Below are 20,944 nucleotides of genomic sequence, written 5' to 3' on the forward strand. Positions count from 1 at the left end.
TTCACAATCTTATTGAAGAGTTTTTTGAAAAATATGGCATTAGAAACTGGCGCCAGAATGTAGATGAATGTATTGACATTCTTGTTGATGAGCAGGTCAGAAATGAATTTATAGCTCTTGTGAGATGGTTTAACCGTTGTATGGACGAGGTTTTTCCTGACCCTGCAGCACTAAGATACCTTACTGACTTGAAAATTCTTGCTTTCATAAAAGAATCCGCTCGAAATAGATACAGAGATGACAAGCTGAGTATAAAAGATGCAAGCAATAAGATAAGAGAAATTGTGGAAGAATACCTGATCTCTCAGGGAATAGATCCCAAAGTACCACCTACTCCACTTTTTGAAGACAAATTCCTAGAAAAACTTCACAAAAAATCAAGCAAGGCAAAAGCTCAAGAGTTACAGCATGCGATAATTGAGTATATTGATGAGCATTGGGAAGAAGATCCAGAACTTTATGAGAGGTTTTCAGATAGACTAAAGAGGTTACTTCAAGAATACAAAGAAAATTGGGATGCTCAATGTATTGAATTAGAAAAATTAAGAGAAGAGTTGAAAAAAGGGAGAGAAGCAGAACAGACTTATGGGCTTGACCCTAAGAAAGAAATGCCGTTTTTTGGGTTGCTAAAAGACCAAATATTTGGGAAAAAACCTGTAAGTGAACTTTCTGAGAGCGAAATAGATTTTCTTGTTAGCACAACAAGAGATTTGGTAGAATTAATAAGCAGAGAGGTTCAAGCGGTTGATTTTTGGGAAAGTGCAACAAAACAAAGAAAGTTGAAATTCTTTATAATTTCGCATTTGCTTGAAAAAATATCACCTGCTATGTATGAAAACAACCATGATGGAGTTAAAACTGAAACTGCAGTATATATCTCTAATTCTTCCGGTCAAAATATATTCAACAAGAGAAATGAAATAGCTCAAAGACTTTTAGAACTTGCTTATCATCATTTTAGGAAGTGATATTATGCTAGACATTAAAATTGAAAAAATCATACGCTCAAATAGAAAAACCATAGCTTTGCAAATAACAGAAAATAGCACACTCATAGTCAAAGCTCCGATCAATGTGGATGAAAAAACAATATGGGATGTTATTCAAAAACATAGAAAGTGGATTGACAAGAGAAAGAAAGAGATAGAAGCGAGAGATCCCAAAGTCTTGCCAAAAGAATTTGTCAGCGGAGAGGGATTTTTATACCTTGGCAGGTATTATAAACTGCACATAGTGGAAAACCAAGATGTCCCGCTCAAATTCGAAAATGGGTTTTATCTCTCAAGAAGTGCTTTGCCAGAAGCAAAGAATGTATTCATAGATTGGTATAAAAAAGCTGCCTATGAGAAGATTCTTGAGAGAGTAAACTGGTGGGCTCAAAAAAGAGATTTTAAATACAACAAAGTAAATATAACAAATGCACAGAGAAGATGGGGTTCTTGTTCTGCAAAAGGTAACTTAAACTTTTCTTGGAGACTTATTATGGCACCGCTGTCTGTAATAGACTATGTGATTGTTCATGAGCTTGTGCATCTTGAAGAGAAAAATCATGGCAAGGCTTTTTGGACAAAGGTAAAGATGCTTATGCCTGACTATAAAAAGCATGAAGAGTGGCTTAAGAAGAATGGATATCTGCTTAATATATAAAGTCAAATTTTTGAAGGTCTTTTGCCAGAAATGTTAAAAAAACAAAAAAACCTGTGCTTAAATTAAGCTTTTTCTACTTTCGCAGCACAAGTTTTTTATTCTTTTTCTGTTATTGGTTGTTGATTTTCCTTTTTAAAATGGTGCGCCCGAGAGGACTCGAACCTCCGGCACATGGTTTAGGAAACCATTGCTCTATCCTGCTGAGCTACGGGCGCATCTATTTGGATTTTGCAAATAATATAATACAACATTTCTTAGGGTTTGTAAAGTAGCAGCTTTTTGTGATAAAATATTTACAAGCTCTGAAAACACTGATAAGATTTAAACTACAGAATAACTTTATAATCAACCTTAGAAAAACAACTTAACTATAGAAGGAGAGACCATAAAATGCTTGATTTAAAGTTTATAAGATCAAACCCAGAAAAAGTCCAAGAAGGCCTCAATAAAAGAAATAAGGATATTTCAATTGCACCTATTTTAGAACTTGATGAAAAGAGAAGGAAACTTCTTGCAGAAGTTGAAAGAATGAAAGCTACTCAAAATCAAAAGTCAAAAGAGATTCCAAAGCTTAAAAAAGAAGGAAAAGACACAACAGAGCTTATGAATGAGCTAAAAGAGTTGTCTGATAAAATTAAAGAGTTAGATAGCCAGGTTAAAGAAGTCGAGGATGAGATAGAAAAGATTTTGCTAACCATTCCCAATATTCCTCATGAGTCTGTGCCGGTTGGCAAGGACGATACAGAGAACGTTGAGGTGCGCAGATGGGGAGAGCCAAGGGTCCCTGATTTTGAGATAAAGCCTCACTGGGAAATAGGAGAAAAATTAGGGATTTTAGATTTTGAAAGAGCCTCAAAAGTTTCAGGTAGCCGCTTTACATTTTACAAAGGGCTTGGTGCAAGGCTTGAGAGAGCCTTAATTAACTTTATGCTTGACCTTCACATAGAAAAACACGGATATATAGAACTTTTCCCACCATTTTTGGTTGCCAGAAAATCTATGATTGGCACAGGGCAGCTTCCAAAGTTTGAAGAAGACGCTTTTAAAACAACAGATGACTACTTTTTGATACCAACTGCAGAAGTGCCTGTTACAAACTACCACAGAGAAGAGATATTAAAAGAAGAAGACCTCCCGATAAAATATGTTGCCTACTCTGCATGTTTTAGGGCAGAGGCTGGTGCTGCTGGCAAAGACACAAGAGGGCTTATTCGCCAGCATCAGTTTAACAAGGTTGAGCTTGTAAAGTTTGCAAAACCAGAAGATTCTTATGATGAGCTTGAGAAGCTTACAGCCGATGCTGAGGATGTGCTAAAGCACTTAGGATTACCATACAGGGTTGTTTTGCTTTGTTCAGGTGATTTAGGTTTTTCGTCTGCAAAGACGTACGACATTGAAGTTTGGATGCCAAGTTACGGAAGGTATGTTGAAATTTCATCTTGTTCTAATTTTGAAAGCTATCAAGCAAGAAGAGCAAATATCAGGTTTAGAAGAAAAGATGGAAAGCTCGACTTTGTCCACACATTAAATGGCTCAGGTCTTGCAGTGGGCAGAACTGTTGCAGCAATACTTGAAAACTTCCAGCAAAAGGACGGGAGTGTAGTGGTGCCTGAGGTTTTAAGAAAGTATATGGGCACAGACATTATAAAGTAAAAAAACAGAAAAGGTAGCAGCCTTTTAAAAAGGCTGCTACCTTTTTTTATGAACAAGAGAAGATATCTTTTTTATAATTTTTTCATGGTAAACAAGACCGATTATGAAAAGAACAATTGCCACAACTGCAACTGCGATTGCAACTTCATAATTTTTCTTTTCTAAATTGCTGCCAAAATAAGATGAAAAGAAAATTCCAGGGAATCTTGCAATGGCTGTTATTATGAAGAAATTAATAGGTTTAATTGGAGAAAGTCCAGCAATGTACACCAGTATATCTTTTGGTATTCCAGGAATTAAAAATAGAAGAAATATCACTGCCTCAATTTTTGGCGAGTTTATTACAAAGTAAAATTTTTCTAAACTTTTCTCTGATACAATTTTTTTGATTAAGTTATATCCTAAAAGTCGGGAAAGACAAAAGACTATTACTGAACCGAGCATTATCCCAGTGAGTGAGTAAAAAGTGCCCGCGAAAGTTCCATAGATGTATCCACCAGAGACCTGAACAGCTTCACCTGGAATAACTGACACTACAACTTGTAGAACCTGGAAAAGTATAAAAACCAGTACGCCCCACTTTCCATAAGAAAGTACCCAATCTCTGAATTTGCTTGGGCTTGATGTGAGTGCTATTATTTGTTTTGAATACTTTGCTCCAACTAAGGCAATTGCAATTAAAAAAAGTAATATTGCAATAATGTTTAACACAATTTTAGCATTTTTGCCCTTCACTTTCTCCCTCCACAAGTTTCTTTTAAAAATTTTTCATCGAAAATAACTATACCCTAAATACAAAAACAAATCAAGCCATATAACAAATAATTACAATTATGGTGTATTCAAAAATATGTTGATTTTTTAACATTCAAAATATATAATAAAAAGGTAGTGTTAATATTGATTCTCTTTAGTAGTTCAAATAAAAGACTGTAACGTTTTTAAAAAAGGAGGTACGAACATGGGCAAGATGATTGAGATAAGATGGCACGGAAGAGGTGGCCAGGGTGCAAAGACAGCTTCACTTCTTTTAGCTGAAGCTGCTTTCAACACAGGCAAATACGTTCAAGGTTTTCCTGAGTATGGTCCTGAGCGAATGGGTGCCCCAATCACAGCTTACAACAGAATAAGCGATGAGAGAATTACAATCCATAGCAACATCTATGAACCAGACTATGTTGTGGTTGTTGATGAGACACTCATTGGCAGTGTCGATGTTACAAAAGGACTCAAGAAAGGCGGAGCAATCATTGTAAACACTTCAAAATCTCCAGATGAAATCAAGAAGCTTTTAGGCGATTTTGATGGCAAGGTTTATACAATTGACGCAAGAAAGATTTCTAGGGAGTGCTTGGGTAAGTATTTCCCCAATGTTCCAGTGTTGGGTGCTGTAATTAAGGTAACAGGCATTATTCCTGAAAATGAAGCTATTAAGGACATGGAGGAGTCACTCAAGCACAAATTTGCGACAAAGCCAGATGTGATAGAGGGTAACTTGAAGGCGTTTGTTAGAGGAATGCAGGAGGTGCAAGGATAATGAGAAAGATGAGAGTAACAGAGGAATCAACATGGAAGGAATTGACACCCGCTGGTATAATAATAGACCCAGGGAATGCAGAGGATTTCAAAACAGGCGACTGGAGAACAATGAGACCTGTTTGGCATGAAGATAAATGCAAACAATGCCTGTTTTGCTTCTACGTATGTCCAGATTCATCTATAAAGGTTGAAAATGGAAAGATGGTTGGCGTTGATTATGACCATTGCAAAGGTTGTGGTGTTTGCACAGAAGTTTGCCCATTTAAGGCTTTTGACTTTGTAGAAGAACAGAAGTAAGAATTTTACAGAGGAGGGAATAGAATAATGGCAATTCGTGATAGACTTAGCGGTAACGAGGCAATAGCGTATGCTATGAGACAGATAAATCCTGATGTTGTTGCCGCGTTTCCAATAACACCTTCAACTGAGGTACCACAGTATTTTTCTCAATTTGTTGCAAATGGTGAGGTTGACACAGAGTTTATTGCTGTTGAATCTGAACACAGTGCAATGAGTGCCTGCATTGGTGCTTCAGCAGCTGGTGCTCGAACAATGACAGCTACATCCTCACAAGGTTTAGCTCTGATGTGGGAGATGCTATATATTGCTGCTTCAATGAGACTTCCAATAGTAATGGCAGTTATAAACAGGGCACTTTCTGGTCCTATCAATATTCACAATGACCACTCAGACTCAATGGGTGCAAGAGACAGTGGATGGATTCAGATTTATTGTGAAAACAATCAAGAAGCATATGATTCTTTAATTCAAGCAATAAGAATTGCAGAGCACAAAGATGTTAGACTTCCTGTTATGGTATGTTACGATGGGTTTATCACAAGCCACGCTGTTGAGAATATAGAGCTTTTAGAAGATGAGGTTGTAAGAAACTTCATTGGTGAGTACAATCCTGAATATTACCTTTTGAATGAAGAAAATCCAATTTCAATGGGTCCGTTGGACTTGCCACCATACTATTTTGAACACAAAAGGCAACAGGCAGAAGCTATGAGAAATGCAAAGAAGGTAGTTTTAGAGGTAGCCGAAGAGTTTGCGAAGATAAGTGGAAGAAAGTATGGACTTTTTGAAACCTATAAGCTTGATGATGCAGAGGTTGCAATTGTTGTTATGAACTCAACAGCAGGAACTGCTAAAGCTGTTGTTGACGAGTACAGAAGCAAAGGATACAAGGTAGGTTTGCTTAAGCCAAGGCTTTTCAGACCATTCCCAGTTGAAGAGATTGTAGGGGCACTTAAGCACCTTAAAGCAATTGCTGTAATGGATAAGACAGACAGCTTTAATGCTGCAGGTGGTCCTCTGTTTACTGAGATTACAAGTGCTCTGTACGGAAGAGCTGATGGTATCAAGGTTATCAACTACATCTATGGCCTTGGTGGAAGAGACGTAAAGATTGATGATATTGCAAAAGTTTTTGACAGACTTCTTGACATTGTCAAGACAGGCAATATCGGAGAAGTCTACAACTACATTGGCGTGAGAGAATAAGGAGGTGCGCTTTAAAATGGCATACAATATAAAAGAGCTTGCTGCAAGACCTGAAAGATTTACAGGCGGGCACAGAATGTGCGCAGGCTGCGGTGCGCCCGTTGCTGTAAGAGCAATTTTAAGAGCTTTAAAGCCAGAAGACAGAGCAGTTGTTGGTGTTGCAACAGGTTGTTTGGAGGTTTCAAGCTGTATTTATCCGTACACAGCATGGAAGGATTCATTTATCCACAGTGCATTTGAAAACGCTGCTGCAACAATTGCAGGTGCTGAGGCAGCGTACAGGGTTTTGAAGAAAAAAGGAAAAGTTCAAGGTGAATTTAAATTCATCGCATTTGGAGGAGACGGTGGAACATACGATATAGGTTTGCAGTCACTGTCTGGTGCAATGGAAAGAGGTCATAACATGGTATATGTTTGCTACGACAACGGTGCTTATATGAACACGGGTATCCAGCGATCTTCTGCAACACCACTTTATGCTGATACAACAACATCACCACAAGGAAAAGTTTTACCTGGTAAGATGCAATGGAGAAAAGATTTGACCGAGATAATGGTTGCACATGGTATACCATATGTTGCACAGACAGCATTCATAACACCAAACTTGAAAGACTTAATTGAAAAGGCAGAAAAAGCACTTTATACCAACGGTCCTGCATTTTTGAATGTTTTGGCTCCGTGTCCAAGAGGTTGGAGATATGAAACATCAAAGCTAATTGAAATTTCAAAACTTGCAGTTGATACATGCTTCTGGCCTCTTTACGAGGTTGTAAACGGTCAGTACAGACTCACATACAAGCCAAAAGAAAAGCTTCCTGTTGTTGAGTTTTTAAAGACACAGGGGAGATTCAGACACCTATTCAAGAAAGGGAATGAACATTTAATTGAGCAGATTCAGCAGGAAGTTGATAGAAGATGGGAGAGACTTTTAGAGCTTTGTGGTGAAAAGTAAAGTTTTTATAATAAAAATGGGCTTTCCAAAAGGGTTCTTTGGCCGCAAGTTTACTGGTCAAAGGACCTTTTTTGTTTAAACTTTATTTTGAGCCTTTAATACTTATAAAATCAATGTTAAAATATATAAAAAGCAGATTTGAGGTGAAAAGGTGAAGATTGCCTATTTAGGTCCCATTGGTTCGTATTCTTATGAAGCTGCAAAAAGATTTATAATAAAAGATGAAAATATAGACCTCCTACCTTGTGATACAATAGATGATGTATTTGAGATGGTTACTGAGGATGAAAAAGTGCACGGAATTGTCCCTGTTGAAAATTCTATTGAAGGAAGTGTGTCAACTACACTTGACAATCTTCTGAAAGCAGATGTTTATATCATAAGAGAAATAGTTTTAAAGGTTGAGCATTACCTCTGTAGCAGAGAGAATACAAAGAAGATAAACTCGATTGCTTCACATCCGCAAGCATTTTCACAATGTCATGACTATCTAAGACAAAATTACAAGGGCGCAGAGCTAATACAGGTAAACAGTACATCGTATGCGGCAAGGATGTGCAAAGAAGGCAAAGTTGATGCTGCCATCTGTTCGCTCTTTGCAGCAAAGCAAAATAACCTGCAGATAATAGATGGGCCAATAAATCAAGACAATAACTTTACAAGGTTTTTTGTTTTGAATAAGATTCCTAATTTTGAAAGAGGAGAAAAGAACAAGACATCAATAATATTCTCAACATATGACAAACCGGGAAGTTTATATAAGATTTTAGCCATATTTAATCTATATGATTTAAATTTAACTAAGATAGAATCAAGACCGGCAAAGACAAGTCTTGGCGAGTATGTTTTTTTTGTTGATATTGATGGGTTTATAGATGAAGAGGATGTGAGTGATGCTCTAAAAGTTGTGCAGAGAAAGTCTGCATTTTATAAGCTTCTTGGGTCTTATTCGGTAATGAGAGAGTGAAATAAAAAGTGAGGATGGATGAGAAGAGTATGAAAAAGTTGGCAAAAGAGTCTTTGCTTATTGGGATTTTTGCTTTACTTCAATTTGTTTTGTTTTTGTCACAGTTTAATCCTCTATTAGTACTCTTGTTTGTTCCTTTATATACTTTAATTTCCAAAGAAAATTTTATTCCAAGAATTATAATCTCATATGTCTTTGCAAGTATTGGACTTATGTTTATGGATAAAACTCCAATAGTATTTGTTTATCTTTTGATTGTATACATTGTTCCAGTTACAATTTATATCACTTTGAAATACGCAAAAAACTATATTTTAGACTTTTCGGCTTTAATAGTAGCTTTTTTGGCATACCAAGTTTTTATGATAAAGGCAATCAAAAGTCTATATAAAATTGACATTATAAATGGATTAATTTTGTTCTTAAAGAATATGCTTGAGGAATATTTTAAAGCCTTAAACGAAGATGTTTTACTTGATAAGTTTGCCGAATTTATGAAACTGATGGTACCCAGTTTTGTTATAATAGAATCAATTACATTTGGGACTGTTGCCTACTATTTTTTTAAATGGACTGCAAAGAGGTTAAAAATTGAAAAGGATTTTCTAAATTTTGAAAAGCTATTTATGCCAAAAGAAGTGACAGTAGGGGTTGTTGTCTTCTTTATACTTTCTTTTTTTCTGACACAAGTGAACCTTTTGTACATTGTTGTCAGCAACATGATAATAATTCTCTTATGGCTTCTTTTTATTCAATCCCTTTCTTTAATATATGCAATTATTACTGAGAAGATTTCTTCACTATTTTTTAGAGGCTGGATGATGATTGTTATTATAACTTTTAGTTTTCAAATTTTACCGATAATGTTTTTAATCGGCTTTTTAGATTTGGTATTTGATTTTAAGAAAAGAGGACCAAAGAAGGTGAAATTGTGAAAGATAAAAAGGTACATTTTAAATTTGACTTTTCTGTATCTCAAGCAGGATTTGCACTTTCTTTTGTTTTTAATTTAATAATTTTGTACTATAACCTTAGGATTGGTATAATTTGCTTTTCACTCATAATCTTACTTGCAGCTTATAACATAAGAATCAATAGAAAAAAGAATAAACAACTTTTAGAATTTATAGAAACACTTACCCTCAACATTGACACTGCATCAAAAGATACACTTTTAAAATTTCCTTTACCTATACTAATCACAGAGTACAACGGAGATATTATATGGTATAACCAGAAGTTTTTAGAAATATCCAAAGACAAGAGACTTATTGGCAAAAATCTAAAAGATGAACTTCCAGAGCTTTATCAGGCAATTTTAGATAACAAGCCAAGGCTGGATAGTTTTGAGTATCAGAGCTATTTTTTCAATGTCTTTATTACTCTTGTTGAGGTAGAGAGAGAGAAAAACGACAAAAGGTATTTGAGGCTTTTTTACTTTATCGACATAACAGATTATGTTACTCTTCAGAAGACGTTTGAACTTCAAAATGTGGTTTTTGGTTATCTTATGATTGACAACTACGATGATGTTTTAAATTCTGCACCGGAGGTTTCAAAGTCAAACATTGCATCTGAGATTGAAAGGCGGGTCATGGACTGGTTTTATAACCAGATAAGGTCTGATGTGTTTTTGATGAAATATGAAAGAGACAAGTACCTTTTCATCTGTAATACAGAAGCGTTTTACAAAATGCAAGAAAGAAGATTTAATATACTTGATCAGATAAAAGAGGTAAACTTGTATAATCGAATAATTCCTACAATCAGCTGTGGTATTGGAATAAGAGATGACTCTATATTCCAAGCTCAAAAAGATGCGAAAACAGCGCTGGACATGGCACTTTCACGTGGTGGCGACCAGCTTGTGGTTTTCTACAATGGAAAGTTTGAATTTTATGGCGGGAAGACAAAAGAGCATGAAAAACGCTCAAAAGTCCGCTCACGTGTCATGGCACAGACTATAAAAGAAATTATAAAGCACTCTGACAAGGTTTTTATCATGGGCCATCAGTATTTTGACTTGGACTGTTTAGGTGCCTCAGTTGGTCTTGCGAAACTTTGCTTAAATTTAAACAAGGAGACATATATTGTTATAAATTCTTTTAACCCAACTATAAAGGATTTCGTTGAAATGCTAAAATCAGATTCTCAATATGAAAACATGATAATTGACGAGCAAAAGGCGCTCAAGCTAAAGACAAAAAATTCACTTTTGTTTGTTGTTGATACGCAGAGGACAAGTTACGTTGATATGCCAAATATGATTCTGAGTTTTGAGAAGATAATTGTAATTGACCATCACAGAAGAGCAGCTGACTGGATTGAACAAGCTCTCATTTGCTATTCAGAGACATACGCATCGTCTGTATCAGAGCTCGTTGCCGAGCTTTTGAGTTATGAAGGAATAAAGCTCAAAAAAGTTGAAGCAGAAATTATGCTTGCTGGTATTATGATTGACACGCGAGGGTTTACCAAAAATGTAGGTGTTAGAACATTTGAGGTTGCAACATACCTTAGAGAAAATGAAGCATTGCCTGAGAGTATAAAAGAATATCTAAAAGAGGACTTGGAAGATTACATTTTAAAGCACCAGCTTATATCAAATGCACAGGTACTTTATGGAAATATTGCAGTTGTTATTGATTATTCACAAACTTGCAGGAATAATGTTATAATAGCAAAGGTAGCAGATGAGCTTTTGAATATAAAAGGGATTGATGCATCTTTTGTAGTCTGCAAAATAGACAACACAGTATTAATTAGTGCCCGGTCAAACGGCAAGATAAATGTCCAGCTAATTTTAGAAAAAATAGGCGGTGGCGGACACTTGGAGACAGCAGGTAGCAAGCTTGAAAATGTAACCTTGGATGAGGCAAAAGATATACTTTTCAAAGCAATTGATGAATACATTGTGGAAAATCAAAAAACTTAAAAATAAAAAAGGGGAGTAGGTTTTGCTATGAAAGTTGTGCTTCTTCAGGATGTCAAGGGCTTGGGTAAAAAAGACTCAATTGTTGAAGTAAATGATGGGTATGCAAGAAATTATTTAATTCCAAGAAAGCTCGCAGCACCTTTAACAGAGGGGTTAGAAAAGCACATAAAAGAAAAGAAAGAGGCTGAGCAGAAGAAAAAAGAAAAAGAGCTTATGCTTGCCAAAGACCTTGCAGACAAGCTTGAGAAAAGTCAGGTAATAATAAAAGCGAAAGCAGGTGAAAACGGAAAACTCTTTGGGTCTATTACAAACAAAGAAATAGCTGATGAGATAAAAAGACAGCTTGGAATTGACATGGACAAGAAAAAGATTGAGCTTGAAGACCCAATAAAGCAAATTGGAAGTTATGAGGTTTCAATTAGACTTTATCAAGGTATTGTGGCAAAACTGAAAGTCCATGTGACCTCAAGCTAAAGAGGAAGTGATTTGACCATGGAACCTGATATTCTCCAAAGCCACAGTGAAATGCCAGAAAGCCGCGAGGCAGAAGAGGCTGTTGTTGGGGCGATGCTTCTTGACAAAGAGGTAATTTCTGACATCACAGAGATTTTGACAGAAGATGATTTTGCAACCCCACAGCTAAAAGAAGTTTTTGCAGCTATCATGGACCTTTTTGAAGAGGGCAAGCCCATAGATGTTATAACAGTTTCAGAACGTCTAAGAGAAAGAGGAAGTTTTGAGGCGGTTGGTGGAAGTGAATATTTGACAAATCTTGTTATAAACACGCCAACATCTGCAAATGCTACATATTATGCAAGGATTGTTGAGGAAAAGTCGCTACTTAGAAAGCTTATAAACTCATCAATGAAGATAATAGAAAAGTGTAAAAGCCAGACAGAAAGAGTTGAAGATATAGTTGATTTTGCTGAAAAGACTATCTTCAATGTGATTTCTCACAAAAGCTCAAGAGATTTTTCTCATTTAAAAGAAATATTAATTGAAACATACAATAAGATAGAGGAACTGTATCTCAGAAAATCACATATCATAGGTGTGCCAACAGGATTTGCTGAATTTGACAGAATGACAGCAGGGCTTCAGCCATCAGATCTGATTTTGATTGCTGCAAGGCCTGCAATGGGCAAGACAAGCTTTGCACTTAACATTGTCCAGCATGCAGCCTTAAGGGCAGGTGTTCCTGTTGCTATATTTTCGCTTGAGATGTCAAAAGAACAGCTTGTAACCCGTATGATTTGCTCAGAAGCAATGATAGACAGTCACAAACTTCGTACTGGCAACTTAGAGGATGAAGAGTGGAAAAAGTTTGCAAAGGCTTTGGCACTTTTGTCAAATGCTCCAATTTATATTGACGACACACCTGCCATAACAGTTTCTGAGATGAGGGCAAAGTGTAGAAGGCTCAAACTCAAAGAAAAAGGTCTTGGTCTTGTGATGGTTGACTATTTGCAGCTTATGACAGCTCGTGGCAGATTTGAAAGCAAACAACAAGAAATTGCTGAGATTTCAAGGTCATTAAAAGCTTTGGCAAGAGAGCTAAATGTCCCTGTGCTTGCTCTTTCACAGCTATCCCGTGCACCTGAAACAAGGGCTGACCACAGACCGATACTCTCTGACCTTCGTGAAAGTGGTGCAATTGAGCAAGATGCGGATATTGTTGCGTTTTTGTACAGGGACGAGTATTACAATCCTGACACTGACAAAAAACACATAGCAGAACTTATAATTGCAAAGCACAGAAATGGTCCGACTGGAACAATTGAGCTTTTGTTCTTGGACAAGCATACAAAGTTCAAGGACTTAGAGAAAAACAGAGTATAAATAAACCAAAAAAGGATGTGGTGTTGTTGGCAATCATAAAAGACTATTGTCTATGGGAAGAAGGGCTGAGGAAGATTCTGTGGGCAAAGAGGTTTATGCCTATACTCGAACAGATAAGAAAAGATTATATTAATGAAAAACCTTTAAACGGTATAAATGTGGCAATCTCGGTTCATCTTGAGGCAAAGACGGCAAATTTGGCACTGCTTTTGAAAGACCTTGGAGCAAATGTGTATGTGACAGGCTCAAACCCTTTGTCAACACAAGACGATATTGCAGCAGCGCTTGTACATGAGGATATTGAAGTCTTTGCAATAAGAGGCGCAACTGAAGAAGAATACTTTTACCATCTTGAAAAGACGCTTGAAAATGATATTAGGCTGATAATAGACGACGGTGGTGATTTGACATACCTTCTTCACACAAAACTTGAAAACCTCTCTGATAAGATAATGGGCGGATGTGAGGAAACTACAACAGGTATAATAAGATTAAAAGCATTAGAAAAGGATGGAAAGCTTAAATTCCCTATGATTGCAGTCAATAATGCATACTGCAAACACCTTTTTGACAACAGGTACGGTACAGGTCAGTCAACATGGGATGGAATAATGAGGACAACCAATATCACAGTTGCAGGGAAGCATGTTGTTGTTGCAGGCTATGGTTTTTGTGGCAAGGGCATTGCAAAAAGAGCTCAAGGTCTTGGTGCGAAGGTAATAGTGACAGAGGTTGACCCTATAAAGGCTTTAGAGGCATATATGGACGGGTTTGAGGTAATGAAGATGGAAGATGCTGCTAAGATAGGTGATATATTTGTCACCGCAACGGGGTGCAAAGATGTTGTAAGATATGAACACATTTTGGAGATGAAAGATGGAGCAATTTTGTGTAATAGCGGGCATTTTAACGTTGAAATTGACATAGAAACGCTTGAGAAAAAAGCTATAAAAATTTATGAAGCAAGGAAGAATATCACAGGTTACAAGCTTGAAAATGGCAAAGATGTATTTGTACTTGCAGAAGGCAGGCTTGTCAACCTTGCAGCAGCAGATGGCCATCCAATAGAGATTATGGATATGTCATTTGCCATTCAGGCACTTTGTACCATTTATGTTGCGCAAAATTACAAGAATTTGGATAAAAAAGTCTATCAGGTGCCAAGCGAAATAGATTCTTATGTAGCGATGGCTAAACTTAAATCGCTTGGAATTGAAATAGATAGGCTCACAAATGAGCAGAAAAAATATCTTAATAGTTGGGAAGTGTAGATAATGGACTTATTAATAAAAGGTGCAACTATAATAACTCTTGATGGAGAGAATGAAGTTTTAAAAGGAGATATCTTGATTGAGAATGGCAAGATTTCAGAGATTTCACAAAGTATAGAACTATCAAAAGAGAAGATGTTTGCTACCAAGGTTATAAATGCAGAAAATCTCATTGCTCTGCCTGGATTTATAAATGCACATACTCACTGTGGTCAAACCATTTTGAGGTCGTATGCAGACGACCTTCCTCTTTATGAGTGGCTTTTTGAAAAGATTTTTCCTGCTGAGGAGAAATTAACAAAAGAGATAGTTTACTATTCCTCTTTGCTTGGTATTGCTGAGATGCTAAAATGTGGAACAACAATGTTTTTTGACATGTACTTTCATGAAGATATGACAGCAAAAGCAGCTCTTGAAACTGGAATCAAGGCTGTTTTGTCAAGAGGACTTCAAACAGATGAAAGACAGCAGCAGCGACTTGATGAGACAAAAGAATTGATTTATAATTATTCAAGCGACAAGATAAAGGTTTTCTTTGGACCTCATTCTGTGTATACCTGCTCATATGAGCTGCTTGAAAAAGTTGCTGAGCTATCAGAAGAATTTAACACTGGGATAATGATACACTTAAGCGAATCTGAAGATGAGGTAAACCAGTGTTATGAAAAATACGATATGTCGCCTGTGAAGCTATGCCAAAAAGCTGGGCTTTTTACAAGACCATGTATTGCAGCACACTGTGTGTATGTTGATGACGAGGACATTGAGATTTTAGCTGAAAATGGTGTCACAGCTGTTTACAATCCAACTAGCAATCTAAAGCTTGGCAATGGATTTGCTCCAGTTTTTAATTTGATTAAATCAGGTGTTAATGTTGCAATTGGCACAGATTCTGCAGCAAGCAACAACAACCTCAACATCTTAGAAGAGATTCACATTGCAGCACTTTTGGAAAAGGGAATGTACAGGCTTCCTGAAATATTGAAAGCACAAGAGGTTTTGAAAATGGCAACTGTAAATGCTGCGATGGCAGCAGATATTCACAACACAGGCAGACTAAAAAAGGGTTTTAGTGCTGATATTGTATTGATAAAAGCAAATGATTTAAATATGCTTCCTTGCTACAATACTATTTCAAACATTGTTTATAGTAGCAATCCTTCAAATGTTTATGCTACAATTGTTGATGGTGAAATTTTATACATGGATGGGAGACTTTTGACAATTGACGAAGAGGCGTTAATTAAAGAGATTAAGAGTATTGAAAAGATTTTAGAAGAAAGCATAGAGTAAAACCTTTTTGAATATGAAAGGAAGGAACATAAATTGCAGTTCAAGAAAGCAACAAAAATAGCGTTGCAACTTTTTGCTGTAACAGTCTTTACAAAGCTAATAGGATTTATTAGAGAGGTAGCGTTTGGTGCAAGGTTTGGCACCAGTATAAAAGCAGATGCTTTTCCTTTGGCCTTGCAGCTTCCGAATATACTCTTTGCTTCTGTATTTGCTGCATTTTCAACTTCTTTTATTCCTTTTTACACTGAGATTAGAGAGAAAAAAGGTGGAGATGAAGGAGTAAGGTTTACAAACAGCGTAATAAATACGTTACTTCTTGCATCGAGCGTTGTAGCAATTTTAGGTTTTATCTTTTCAAAACAGCTCATTTTACTTCAAGTACATGCAAGTAAAAGTGAGCAGATATTTTATGCTTCAAGGTTACTTAAAATAACCATATTCATGATACTGTTTACAAGTTCTGCAAACATTTTGCAAGGATTTCTTCAGGCAAATGGCAATTTTATAAAACCAGTTTTGTCAAGCATTCCGTTTAATCTTGCAATTTTTGTTGCTATATTTTTATCATATTTTGGATATTTTAAGAAGATAGATATATACATTGTTGCAGTTGGTTTTGTCTTTGGGTATTTTTTGAGCCTTGTCTATCAGCTATACAATGCCAAAAAATATGGATTTAAATTCTATCCTGTGGTTGGATTGAAGGATAGAAATATTATAAACATGATAAAATTCTCTTTTCCTGTTTTTATAAGCAGCAGCATGGCACAGGTTTACACGTTTATTGATAGGTATCTTTTGACAGGGACGAGTAGTGGTGCTGTTGCTGCGGTTGCATATGCTGGGAAGCTCAATGACATGGTAGTTGGTGTTTTTTCTTCATCTATTTCAGTTTTGGCATTTTCAACACTTTCAAACCTTCAAGCAAAGGGCGATAAAGAAAATTTCAGAAAATTTTTTGTGTCTTCAGTAAACTCAATTATTCTTCTTATGATGCCATTTGCAGTAGGTGGCATGATACTCTCAAAAGAGATAACAAGGCTAATTTACCAGAGAGGAAATTTTACAGTTTATTCTACTATGCTTACAGCATCACCACTCATGTTTTACTCTTTGGGGTTTGTGGGTTTAGGTTTGAGAGATATTTTGAACAGAACATTGTATGTTCTAAAAGATTCAAAAACAGCAGTAAAAAATGGTGTTATTGCAATAGTTTGTAATATCATTCTTGACATAATTTTTATACATAAATTCAAGCACACAGGTGCGGCAATGGCCTTTGCGTCTGCAAACTATATAGCAACAGTGCTTTTGTTTATCTCTCTTCGCAAAAAGCTTGGATCAATTGGTTGGAAGAGGATTGCAAGTGTGCTTGTAAAATCGCTCATTGCAAGCTTAATAATGGGCATTTTTGTGTATCTTTTTAAGCAAAGGTTTATAAACTTAAATATGCACTTTGCTCCTTTTTCTCTTTACACTTTAATAGCTATTGTACTTGGTATGGCAATTTATGCAGGATTGATTTATCTTTTTAAAGTTGAAGAAGCATATTGGCTTGTAAAGATGGTAAAAGAAAGACTTGGAATATAAAAATATAGAAAGGGGAAGATGTCGCAGATGGACATAGAACACCAGCTCAAAGTTTTTAAAAAAGGCGCGGCTGAGATAATTACTGAAGAAGAGCTCATTGAAAAGCTAAAGCAGGACAGACCCTTAAACATAAAACTTGGTCTTGACCCGAACGTGCCAGATGTTCATCTTGGGCATGCTGTTGTTTTAAGGAAACTAAAACAGCTTCAGGATTTGGGGCATAACATAATTTTGATAATTGGTGATTTTACAGCAATGATTGGTGACCCGACAGGAAAGTCTGAGACAAGAAAGCAGCTTACGAAAGAAGAGGTTCAGAAAAATGCTGAGCCGTTCAAAGAGCAAGTTTTGAAGATTCTTGACCCTCAAAAGACTACAATTAGATACAACAGCGAATGGCTTGAGCCTATGAACTTTTTGGATGTTATAAACTTGGCGTCAAAATACACAGTTGCAAGAATGCTTGAACGAGAAACTTTCCGCCAGCGAATGGAGAAGAACTTGCCACTTTCTATACATGAGTTCTTCTACCCACTTATGCAGGGGTATGACTCTGTTGTGATTGAAGCTGACGTTGAGCTTGGCGCAACAGAACAGAAATTTAATATTCTTATGGGAAGGACGCTGCAAAAGGAGTATGGAAGCAAAACAATCCAGGTTGCTCTTTTGATGCCAATTTTGGTTGGCACAGATGGTGTTAACAAGATGAGCAAGAGCCTTGGAAACTATATTGGAATAAATGAACCGCCAAATATAATGTATGGAAAGGTAATGTCAATCCCTGATGAGATTATGATTTCGTACTATGAACTAACAACCGATTTAGAGCCTGAAGAGATTGAAGAGATGAAAAGAAAGCTTGAAGAAGGGACTTTGCATCCAAGAGATGCAAAGATGAGACTTGCAAGAGAGATAGTAAAGCTATACCATGGCGAAGAGGCAGCTAAAAAGGCCGAAGAGGAGTTCATAAGAGTGTTTCAGAAAAAAGATGTTCCAGATGATATTCCAGAAGTTGAGCTTGCAAATGCTAAGGTTTATCTTCCAAGGTTCATGGTAGAAAATAAACTTTGCTCCTCTACAAGTGAGGGAATGAGGCTTATAAAAAGCGGTGCTGTTAAACTCAACGGTGAGAAGGTAAATGAACTTGACATTGAACTTCAAAACGGCGATGTTTTGCAGGTAGGCAAGCTAAAATTTGTAAAAGTAAAGCTTTTGTAAAGGTTTTTCCTTTGCAAAAGCTTTTTTATTTTGCATAAAACAATGGTTGTATTTTTGTTGCAATATTACAAGCACTCTAAATAAAAATTTGGGCAGTTTGCATATTGTTATTGTTATTGTTGTTGTCATATAGTAAAAGTAAATAAATAGTTAAAGAGGTGACATTGTTATAAAAAGTTTTAATTTGAACTAAAGAAAAAGTGTTGCCTGTGGTAATTAAAATTATTATTTTTGCCCTTTGTAGCCTATAGAAGTTATAAGGATTTTGTTATTGGTTAGGTAGGTAGAGAAGAAATTATAATGTAAAAAATAGAAAGGAGATTTGGGGATATGAGAAAAGGCATCTTAAGACTTACAAGTATGTTAGCTGTAATACTTGTATTAGTAGGAGTTTTTTGTACAGGAACTTTAGCAAATGTAGCAGATGATTTAAGAGCACAACAAGTTACTAATATTACCCAGAACTATGGCAATGAAATTTTAGGTAGTTCAGATAGCAGTTCTGAAATTAGAGAAATTCAAACTAATAAAGGCGAAGAAAAAATATTAGGAAACACATTACCAAATTATGTTATATTAAATTGGGTTGCAACTGAAGATTCAATTATTTTCGATATAACAAATTTAGGAATAGATTCAGTAGACTTGGTATATGGTACTATAGATACTGGGAACATGAAGAAAAGCTTTCAATTTTCTAATGTTGGGATTGGGAAGAACAAATACACTGTAAGTGGAGTTCCGCTTTTAACTTGTGAAGAAAGAATTAAAATAACATGGTATGCTAAAGATGGGGGAGAAACTTTTGGAAGTGCCACATCAACAGGAAGTCGTCAAATTCCCCAGAGTTTACTTAATCTATGGGGACCAGGAAGTTTTGGTTCAAGAGCTGAGTGTTTAAATTATCATTTCAAAACACACGGTAAAGAAGTAGCAGCATCAAATATATGTGAGTATGTAAGAAAGGCTGATGAATTTAGGAAAAGAGTTATTGAATTGAAATTAACGCCACAAAAACTTGTTGATGGTAAAACTCCTAATGTGTACAGATTCAGATACAATGGGTATTATTTAGATGCAGTATGCGTGAACTTAGTTCCAACCGGGGATTTAATTAGTTTTGGTAAATAATAAAGTTGTGTTAATTTATTACATTATGGAGGTGTTTTTATAAATGTACAAAGGTACAATGTGTGAATTTGGTATTATTGACGAGATAGATAGAAACAAATATTATGGTGAGTATGAGCCTGAAAAGTATGATTGTATATATGTGGATAGTGATATTGTATTGGACTGGTGGGAGATGGGGCTGAGGAGAGTAAAAACCTATGTTGGAGGAGGTTTTGATAAAGAGTTTTATGGTATAGACGTAAATGGAGTCACATTGATACCGCCCGAGTCTCTTCCTGAATTAGAGAAAGTAGTAGAAAGTGACCCGAGGACAAAAGAAGACCAAAGTCTTAAGGAACTTTTGAAGAAGATTAAAAAAGCAAAAGAGGAGAATAAATATATGATTTGTTATGGAGTGTAAGTTTTGAAATTGACATTTAAAAGCTTTGATGCCATACAGCTAAAAGATAAAATTGGTAAAACTAAAGCTTTTGTGAAGGAAAAATCTTCGCAAAAGCTTTTTTGATTTTCATATTAAGAAACATTACGATTTTACAAACGCAGGAATTTGAGTTTAGTAGGTTGTCTGTTGTTGTGCCAGATAAAAAGCAAATAAATTATTTAAGAAGTAATATTATTATGTAAAGCTTGATTTTATATCAGAATTATATCAGTAAAAATTTTAACTGTACTAATATCAAATTAAATTGCCAAAAAATAATGGCAACATTTATTGGCAAATAAAGTTTTTAAAGTATTTTTTAGGTTTAATAGTATTTTCAATTGTTTTTTTGATAATATTTTGGTATACTAAAACTAACAGAGCATATGGTACAAGCTTGGAATATATTATATAAATGTGAATCAAAATATAAGTTACAGTATGTTTCTATACAGTCCTTCTCAAACTCTGGTGGCATCAGCTGCTAATTATTGTATGTATAAACGACAGGTGTTAAATGTAATGAGAAAGACAAACGGTATAATGTCAAGGGGGTTTTTAAAAAAATTTTTTTAGATAATTAGGGTGAAAAAGGCAATAGAATACCGAGCCGCTCAGCATGGAAAAATTTAACTGGCAGCTTGTTTGGAAAGGAACATTAAATTAAGAAATTGGGATTAGCTAAGTATTGTAAACGTCACCTCTTTCTTCATAGATTTGACCTTTGCTGAGCATTGCAAAGATCAAAGGAATCAAACGTCTTGCGGTGAGGACGAGGGCACGTTTATGCTGATGACAGGTCCACCTCTGAGAACTTCTTGTTGTAGAAAGCTTTATAACGGAATGTGTGCTACATCACACAGTTAGCAGCTTCAACAAGATAGTATTCTGAGAATATTGGTTACCACACTTAGCTAATGAAACATCTTGGGCATTGAAGTTGCCTGATTGGTACTGAGTCCAAGCCAGGCCAGAA

At 35.9% G+C, this 20,944-nt stretch carries 19 protein-coding genes, 1 tRNA gene and 1 pseudogene; 18 read left to right on the top strand and 3 right to left on the bottom strand.

The features are described 5' to 3' along the window. Window positions 1–968 (top strand): type I restriction enzyme endonuclease domain-containing protein (locus H964_RS06965; protein ID WP_039766074.1); only part of this gene is annotated, 968 nt, incomplete at its 5' end. 4 nt (window positions 969–972) lie between these two features. Further along, on the top strand, window positions 973–1,647 hold the full coding sequence (locus tag H964_RS06970) for a M48 family metallopeptidase (RefSeq protein WP_039766077.1): 675 nt from the start codon (window positions 973–975) through the stop codon (window positions 1,645–1,647). Window positions 1,648–1,785: 138 nt separating this feature from the next. Here the strand turns inward: H964_RS06970 and H964_RS06975 are convergent. Further along, a tRNA-Arg gene (locus H964_RS06975) sits at window positions 1,786–1,862 on the bottom strand. Window positions 1,863–2,037: 175 nt separating this feature from the next. Between H964_RS06975 and serS the strand changes: the two genes are divergently transcribed. After that, window positions 2,038–3,300, top strand: coding sequence for a serine--tRNA ligase (serS, locus tag H964_RS06980; protein ID WP_039766079.1), 1,263 nt, complete (start codon window positions 2,038–2,040; stop codon window positions 3,298–3,300). 36 nt (window positions 3,301–3,336) lie between these two features. Here the strand turns inward: serS and H964_RS06985 are convergent, their stop codons facing one another. Further along, window positions 3,337–4,035 (bottom strand): TVP38/TMEM64 family protein, encoded by a 699-nt coding sequence (locus H964_RS06985; protein ID WP_039766081.1) that lies wholly within the window; start codon window positions 4,033–4,035, stop codon window positions 3,337–3,339. Window positions 4,036–4,261: 226 nt separating this feature from the next. Here H964_RS06985 and H964_RS06990 point away from each other — a divergent pair, with 226 nt between their 5' ends. The 15 genes from H964_RS06990 to H964_RS07060 all read left to right on the top strand — a co-directional run bounded on the left by H964_RS06990 (window position 4,262) and on the right by H964_RS07060 (window position 19,947). Beyond that, window positions 4,262–4,837, top strand: coding sequence for a 2-oxoacid:acceptor oxidoreductase family protein (locus tag H964_RS06990; RefSeq protein ID WP_039766083.1), 576 nt, complete (start codon window positions 4,262–4,264; stop codon window positions 4,835–4,837). Next, window positions 4,837–5,136, top strand: a complete 300-nt coding sequence (locus H964_RS06995; RefSeq protein WP_039766086.1) for a 4Fe-4S binding protein — start codon at window positions 4,837–4,839, stop codon at window positions 5,134–5,136. The genes H964_RS06990 and H964_RS06995 overlap by 1 nt, the downstream gene beginning before the upstream one ends. 27 nt (window positions 5,137–5,163) lie before the next feature. Next, window positions 5,164–6,345 (top strand): pyruvate ferredoxin oxidoreductase, encoded by a 1,182-nt coding sequence (porA, locus tag H964_RS07000; protein ID WP_039766087.1) that lies wholly within the window; start codon window positions 5,164–5,166, stop codon window positions 6,343–6,345. Window positions 6,346–6,361: 16 nt separating this feature from the next. Next, a complete protein-coding gene (locus H964_RS07005; protein WP_039766090.1) occupies window positions 6,362–7,300 on the top strand; it encodes a thiamine pyrophosphate-dependent enzyme in 939 nt (312 codons plus the stop codon). A 151-nt stretch (window positions 7,301–7,451) separates the two neighbouring features. Continuing rightward, window positions 7,452–8,267 (top strand): prephenate dehydratase, encoded by an 816-nt coding sequence (pheA, locus tag H964_RS07010; protein WP_039766093.1) that lies wholly within the window; start codon window positions 7,452–7,454, stop codon window positions 8,265–8,267. A gap of 29 nt (window positions 8,268–8,296) precedes the next feature. Continuing rightward, on the top strand, window positions 8,297–9,202 hold the full coding sequence (locus tag H964_RS07015) for a DUF2232 domain-containing protein (RefSeq protein WP_039766095.1): 906 nt from the start codon (window positions 8,297–8,299) through the stop codon (window positions 9,200–9,202). Further along, complete coding sequence (locus H964_RS07020; protein ID WP_039766098.1) at window positions 9,199–11,202, top strand: DHH family phosphoesterase; 2,004 nt, start codon at window positions 9,199–9,201, stop codon at window positions 11,200–11,202. Before H964_RS07015 ends, H964_RS07020 begins: the two co-directional genes overlap by 4 nt. A gap of 27 nt (window positions 11,203–11,229) precedes the next feature. Further along, a complete protein-coding gene (rplI, locus tag H964_RS07025; RefSeq protein ID WP_011917001.1) occupies window positions 11,230–11,676 on the top strand; it encodes a 50S ribosomal protein L9 in 447 nt (148 codons plus the stop codon). An 18-nt stretch (window positions 11,677–11,694) separates the two neighbouring features. Then, complete coding sequence (dnaB, locus tag H964_RS07030) at window positions 11,695–13,041, top strand: replicative DNA helicase (RefSeq protein ID WP_011917002.1); 1,347 nt, start codon at window positions 11,695–11,697, stop codon at window positions 13,039–13,041. A gap of 20 nt (window positions 13,042–13,061) precedes the next feature. Continuing rightward, complete coding sequence (locus tag H964_RS07035) at window positions 13,062–14,312, top strand: adenosylhomocysteinase (RefSeq protein WP_083755744.1); 1,251 nt, start codon at window positions 13,062–13,064, stop codon at window positions 14,310–14,312. Window positions 14,313–14,315: 3 nt separating this feature from the next. Next, entirely contained in the window at window positions 14,316–15,605 is a 1,290-nt protein-coding gene (locus tag H964_RS07040) for an amidohydrolase (RefSeq protein ID WP_011917004.1), read from the top strand. A 33-nt stretch (window positions 15,606–15,638) separates the two neighbouring features. After that, window positions 15,639–17,195 carry a murein biosynthesis integral membrane protein MurJ gene (gene murJ / locus H964_RS07045; protein WP_039766103.1) on the top strand — a complete coding sequence of 519 codons (1,557 nt, stop codon included), beginning with the start codon at window positions 15,639–15,641 and terminating at the stop codon, window positions 17,193–17,195. 27 nt (window positions 17,196–17,222) lie between these two features. Continuing rightward, complete coding sequence (gene tyrS, locus H964_RS07050; RefSeq protein ID WP_011917006.1) at window positions 17,223–18,413, top strand: tyrosine--tRNA ligase; 1,191 nt, start codon at window positions 17,223–17,225, stop codon at window positions 18,411–18,413. A gap of 330 nt (window positions 18,414–18,743) precedes the next feature. Continuing rightward, window positions 18,744–19,544 carry a hypothetical protein gene (locus H964_RS07055; RefSeq protein ID WP_039766105.1) on the top strand — a complete coding sequence of 267 codons (801 nt, stop codon included), beginning with the start codon at window positions 18,744–18,746 and terminating at the stop codon, window positions 19,542–19,544. Between the two features lie 43 nt (window positions 19,545–19,587). Then, window positions 19,588–19,947 (top strand): hypothetical protein, encoded by a 360-nt coding sequence (locus H964_RS07060; protein ID WP_011917008.1) that lies wholly within the window; start codon window positions 19,588–19,590, stop codon window positions 19,945–19,947. A gap of 702 nt (window positions 19,948–20,649) precedes the next feature. Here H964_RS07060 and H964_RS12965 read toward each other — a convergent pair. Then, window positions 20,650–20,944 (bottom strand): annotated as a pseudogene (locus tag H964_RS12965) (transposase); the annotation flags it as partial.

The sequence above is a fragment of the Caldicellulosiruptor sp. F32 genome (assembly GCF_000404025.1).
Taxonomy (GTDB): Bacteria; Bacillota; Thermoanaerobacteria; order Caldicellulosiruptorales; family Caldicellulosiruptoraceae; genus Caldicellulosiruptor; species Caldicellulosiruptor saccharolyticus.

Coding starts and splice junctions, on each gene's coding strand:
- H964_RS06970 (WP_039766077.1), top strand. CDS start 973: ATGCTAGACATTAAAATTGAAAAAATCATACGCTCAAATAGAAAAACC.
- serS (WP_039766079.1), top strand. CDS start 2,038: ATGCTTGATTTAAAGTTTATAAGATCAAACCCAGAAAAAGTCCAAGAA.
- H964_RS06990 (WP_039766083.1), top strand. CDS start 4,262: ATGGGCAAGATGATTGAGATAAGATGGCACGGAAGAGGTGGCCAGGGT.
- H964_RS06995 (WP_039766086.1), top strand. CDS start 4,837: ATGAGAAAGATGAGAGTAACAGAGGAATCAACATGGAAGGAATTGACA.
- porA (WP_039766087.1), top strand. CDS start 5,164: ATGGCAATTCGTGATAGACTTAGCGGTAACGAGGCAATAGCGTATGCT.
- H964_RS07005 (WP_039766090.1), top strand. CDS start 6,362: ATGGCATACAATATAAAAGAGCTTGCTGCAAGACCTGAAAGATTTACA.
- H964_RS07015 (WP_039766095.1), top strand. CDS start 8,297: ATGAAAAAGTTGGCAAAAGAGTCTTTGCTTATTGGGATTTTTGCTTTA.
- rplI (WP_011917001.1), top strand. CDS start 11,230: ATGAAAGTTGTGCTTCTTCAGGATGTCAAGGGCTTGGGTAAAAAAGAC.
- dnaB (WP_011917002.1), top strand. CDS start 11,695: ATGGAACCTGATATTCTCCAAAGCCACAGTGAAATGCCAGAAAGCCGC.
- H964_RS07040 (WP_011917004.1), top strand. CDS start 14,316: ATGGACTTATTAATAAAAGGTGCAACTATAATAACTCTTGATGGAGAG.
- tyrS (WP_011917006.1), top strand. CDS start 17,223: ATGGACATAGAACACCAGCTCAAAGTTTTTAAAAAAGGCGCGGCTGAG.
- H964_RS07055 (WP_039766105.1), top strand. CDS start 18,744: ATGAGAAAAGGCATCTTAAGACTTACAAGTATGTTAGCTGTAATACTT.
- H964_RS07060 (WP_011917008.1), top strand. CDS start 19,588: ATGTACAAAGGTACAATGTGTGAATTTGGTATTATTGACGAGATAGAT.